The following is a 4,457-nucleotide window of genomic DNA, read 5'->3' as shown; positions in this document are numbered from 1 at the left end:
TCAACAGATTGGAAGAAGCCCTCCACCTCCTCAGCCTTGGGTTCTTCCGCGAGTTTGAGAAACTCGACAAAGTCGGTCACTGAATCAAATGGCAGTGCATCCGAGGCATCCCGGAAAAAGAGCACCAAATCGACAATCACCGATCCATCACGCAGGGCTGTGGCCTGAACTTCAGGTTCGATGGTAATTCCCATAACGGAGTTTAGCTCCGTGAGAACTGAGTGAAAACCGGTTAAGGACTCCCCAAGCTCCGACAAAGACACCTGCGAGTCAGACTCTTCTTCGGTGCCTTTAAAGCGGATGAAAAGGTTGGGGTCCATAAACCGAAGGGGTGGCGCTAGACTTTGATCTTTCCCGTCACCGCGTGGGCGATGAGGGTGGTGCGTAGGGTTTGTAGGGTTTGGATTTGGGATTCGAAGAGGCCCAAGGCATTCGTGATTTTGTCACACAGGCTTGTTACCTCCTTCACGATTGCAACCTGTTCGGAGAGAGGTGGGCACAAGAACTTCAATCGAAGAAACGAATGCGGATACAAGCGTAAACGACTGCTGGTGATCCCTGTAGAATGGATTGTGTAATGAGATCGATATACTTCTGTGCGTAGCAGATGATCGAGGTAGGCCGAATCGAATGCCTCTGGCTTCTTTTGCCGGTAGGTGGAATACGAGGGGCTGACTAGTCCCCGATACCGCGATACCGCAAGCGCAGCCATCCAAGCCCACATTGTGTTCACTGCAATGTCTCCAACCTCACACAACTTTGAACCTTCGTAGCTCTCGGCCATGAACATGGTAATGTTTTTCTCGCTGCGCGGTGTTACTCCGGTGAGATGCGAAACGGATAGCAGTTCTTCGTTACCAGTGGCGCTGCGGACGTCGGTTTCGTGAAAGTAGCGAAGGCCTTTTGCGACTTCCCAATGCGCTGGTATCTGGCCGATCCAGTCGATACCGGAATCTTTGAGTTTTGCGTGGGGGTTAACACCGCGGGTGACGGCGCGGGTGATGAGGATGGTCTTTTGCTCGTCCAGAAGCTCGATCTGCCGCTGCTTCTTCGCGATCAAGGTGTTGATCTGCTCCGTCTTCTCATCCAGGAAGGCTCCGATGCGCTCTTGTTCGGCAAGCGGTGGCAAAGGAAGGTCCACCAAGATGTAGTTTTGATAAGTCAGGTCCTGACCATCTCGAATGAAGTTGCCCGTCGATTGGAGGGCACCGATGTATTGAGGGCACTTGAAAAGATACGCAAAGTAGGAGGGCGTGACTTTGATCGCTGGCTCAAGAACGGTGTAGGAGGACCGAATGCATCCGCGTGCCCATGCACGTTCCAAGCCTCCCTGAAAGCTTCGCATGCTAATCACGAAGTCGTCTGGCTCCACATGCTTTCGCTTTTCCAGGTGCATCGAGATCTTCACGACGTTCCGCCCAATCCGTTCCTCATAATCGGCCTGCGGAATGACTCCATAGGCCTGAGTTGCCGATAACTGTTGGTCGTTTTTTCTGGCGAGTTCCTTGCGCTGGGTAAACACACGACGGCTTCGGCTTATTTCCCAATGCTCAGGCACCTCGCCGAGCCATTCCAGACCGGAGTCTTTATACTGGGGGTATTTCGTGAAGGCGGTCATGGCTCAGGGCTGGGCAAAGCGGAGGATCTGCTCCATGAGGCCTTCGGTCTCGGTCTCTAGCTGACGGATTTCGGCCACCACATCCTCCAGCGGGCGGAGTGGCTGGTGCTGGTAGAAGTATTTGTTGAAGCTAATTTCATAGCCAATAGTGGTCTTCTCCTCATCCACCCAGGCGTCCGGGACGTTGGGTAGAACTTCGTTTTGAAAGTAGGCGACGATGCATTTCTCGGCCGAGTCTGCGGATACCGCACCACCGAGGTAACTCATGGGTACGTTTTCGGTATCGCGCAGGTCGCTGTCGGGCTCGTAAGTGTAGCAGGTGCCAGCATCCATGTGGGAGATGAAGCAGCGGGCGGCGTCGAAGTCGTAATCAACCGGGATGTCCAACTGCCGAATATCGAGGATGATGGGCTTTGCAGCAGGATCGCGCCAGGAGACGGTGTCAAGAATGGCTTTCACGTCAGCAGGCTTAACGTCGAGCTTCAACTTCTTCACAGCGGCCTTGGTTTCCTCGGCAAAGGTGTTGAAGTCGTCGCTGACGGCCTCCCCGAGATGCTTGTGGAGTTTCTCGGCGGCCAGGAGGAGATCCCGGCGGGAGGTCCAAGTGGCGGTGTCGAGGAGCTTCTTTTTGTTAGCAGGGCTGATTTCGATCTGCTCATTCTCCAACCAGTGTTCCACGGCTTCCTTCTGCGTGGTGAGGAAGGCTTTGTCATAAACATTCTGCCCCCACTGCTGCCAGATCCATTCCATCTCGGTGCTGAGGGCGGGAATGAAGCGCAGGGTGGCGATGCGGCCTGCAGTGTATTGGGCGGACTTCCGCAGGGGGCGCTCGACGGTGATCTTCCAGTAACCGAACTCGTTGTTGGGGAAGACTTTACTCTTCAAGCCTGCGGCTGCAGTGGTTTGAGGCGGACTGGAGTGTCCGCGCTCCTTTTGATGCGCTCCTGTTTCTGCGGTCCTGTCGTCCATCGAGAGATAGGCCTGGGTGATCTGCTCGATGTGCGCCTGGGTGAAGGCGCAGTTCTTTTCGCCGAGGTTCTTGCGCAGCTTCTCATAGAGCTGGGAGGCATCGATGAGCTGGACTTTGCCCTTACGCTCCTTGGCCTTGTGATTGCTGAGCACCCAGATGTAGGTGGTGATGCCGGTGTTGTAGAAGATGTTGTTCGGCAGCTGAATGATGGCTTCGAGGTAGTCGTTCTCGATGAGGTAGCGGCGGATGTTGCTCGCGCCGCCGCCGGCATTCCCGGTGAAGAGGGCGGAGCCATTGTGAACGGTGGCGATGCGGCTGCCAAGGGGGCTGTCTTTGAGCCGTTTCATCTTGCTCACCATCTCCATGAGGAAGAGGAGCTGGCCGTCATCCACAGCAGGTGCGGCGGGTACGGTCTGCTTTTCGCCATTCACGGCTGGCAGCACAACCTCGAAGCGTCCATCAATGATGACTGTCTCGCTGCCTCTTTTTTCCAAAATTTGGCCCTGGTCGGTCTTCCAGCTCTTCCCATACGGCGGGTTGGAGAGCATGAAGTCGAAGCGCAGGGTGCTGAACTCGTCCGTGGCAAGAGTGGACCCGTAGCGGATGTTTTCGGGGTTGTTCCCCTTGATCATCATGTCTGACTTGCAGATGGCGTAGGTCTCCGGGTTGATCTCTCGGCCATAGAGATGGACTGGCGAGTCGGACTTGATGACACCCTCAGGGTCGATGATGAAGTCCTGGGCCTCAGTGAGCATGCCACCCGATCCGCAGGCGGGATCGTAGATGGTGATGACGGGCGGCAGCTTCTTTCTGACAGGTTCGAAGATGAGATGAACCATCAACTGGATGACCTCACGGGGGGTGAAGTGCTCTCCGGCTTCCTCATTATTCTCTTCGTTGAACTTGCGGATAAGCTCCTCAAAGACGTAGCCCATGCCCAGATTGCTCAGACCCGGCAGCTTCTTTCCATCTGGGGCAAGTGTGGAATGCGGACTGAGATTGATTTCGGGAGAAACGAACTTCTCAATGACACCAAAAAGGGCATTCGCCTCGGCCATTTTGCGGATTTGGTTGCCCAGATCAAATTTCTCGATGATTTCTCGGACGTTGTCGCTGAAGCCGTCGAGGTAGTGGTTGAGATTGGCGACGAGCTGGGAGGGGTTCCCAAGCAGGGTCTTGAGCGTGAACTTGGAGGTGTTGTAGAATACCTGCTTTGCGGCGTCCTTCAGTCCCTCAGGGTCAAGCACCGCCATCTTGGCCTCCTTCTTCTGAAAACGAACCTCATCCAGAACCGCTTCCTTGGTGTCCTCCAGCAGGCAGTCAATGCGCCGCAAAACGAACATTGGCAAGATCACATCCCGGTATTTGCCCCGTACAAAGACATCCCGCAGGCAGTCGTCGGCAATAGACCAGATGAAAGAGACAATCTTGTTGTGGGTGGCGTGATCCATTCGAGTTGGGTTGCGCCTCTCTGGGAATTTTCCTATGAGGCAACAGCATCAAAGCCGGGGTTGAATAGGAAGGCAAGTGAATCGCCGAAAGAAGGCACATCTGCCATCGTCAAAAAACCGGCGCAACCATTTCGCCATCCGATAATGAAGGGCAGAGCGATTCTTAATTTTGGTCTCAGCTAAAGAAAAGGGACCCGAATAAATCGAATCCCTCCCCTTTCACGCGCTCAACCCCACATGCGTATCGAGCAGTCCATGGAGCGCTTCAGTGCGTTTGGGCAGCTCCGCCAGATTGCCTTTGAGGCTCTCTGTGTATGCATTAAAAAGTGACCACACGTTCCTCCCTTCGAATGCATCATGGGATGGCTCACGCCATTCATGCAGCACGTCGGGGATCAGACGATTGGAGCACACACCC

The 4,457-nt window shown here is 54.7% G+C and carries 3 protein-coding genes and 1 pseudogene; all 4 read right to left on the bottom strand.

Going from position 1 to position 4,457, the window contains the following annotated elements:
• The coding region (locus ACIREA_RS27220; protein WP_397385467.1) for a hypothetical protein at positions 1-320 on the bottom strand (320 nt) is incomplete at its 3' end.
• Between the two features lie 17 nt (positions 321-337).
• The gene (locus ACIREA_RS27215) at positions 338-1,618 is read right to left on the bottom strand and encodes a restriction endonuclease subunit S (RefSeq protein ID WP_397385466.1); all 1,281 of its coding nucleotides are present in this window, start codon (positions 1,616-1,618) and stop codon (positions 338-340) included.
• Between the two features lie 3 nt (positions 1,619-1,621).
• Positions 1,622-4,039, bottom strand: a complete 2,418-nt coding sequence (locus ACIREA_RS27210) for an N-6 DNA methylase (protein ID WP_397385465.1) — start codon at positions 4,037-4,039, stop codon at positions 1,622-1,624.
• 219 nt (positions 4,040-4,258) lie between these two features.
• A pseudogene (locus ACIREA_RS27205) lies at positions 4,259-4,457 on the bottom strand (DUF932 domain-containing protein); the annotation flags it as partial.

Origin of the sequence: Prosthecobacter sp., from assembly GCF_044373815.1 — a bacterium.
GTDB lineage: Bacteria > Verrucomicrobiota > Verrucomicrobiia > Verrucomicrobiales > Verrucomicrobiaceae > Prosthecobacter.
Note: the sequence above shows the minus strand (reverse complement) of the source record. Positions and strands in the feature narration are given on the sequence as shown.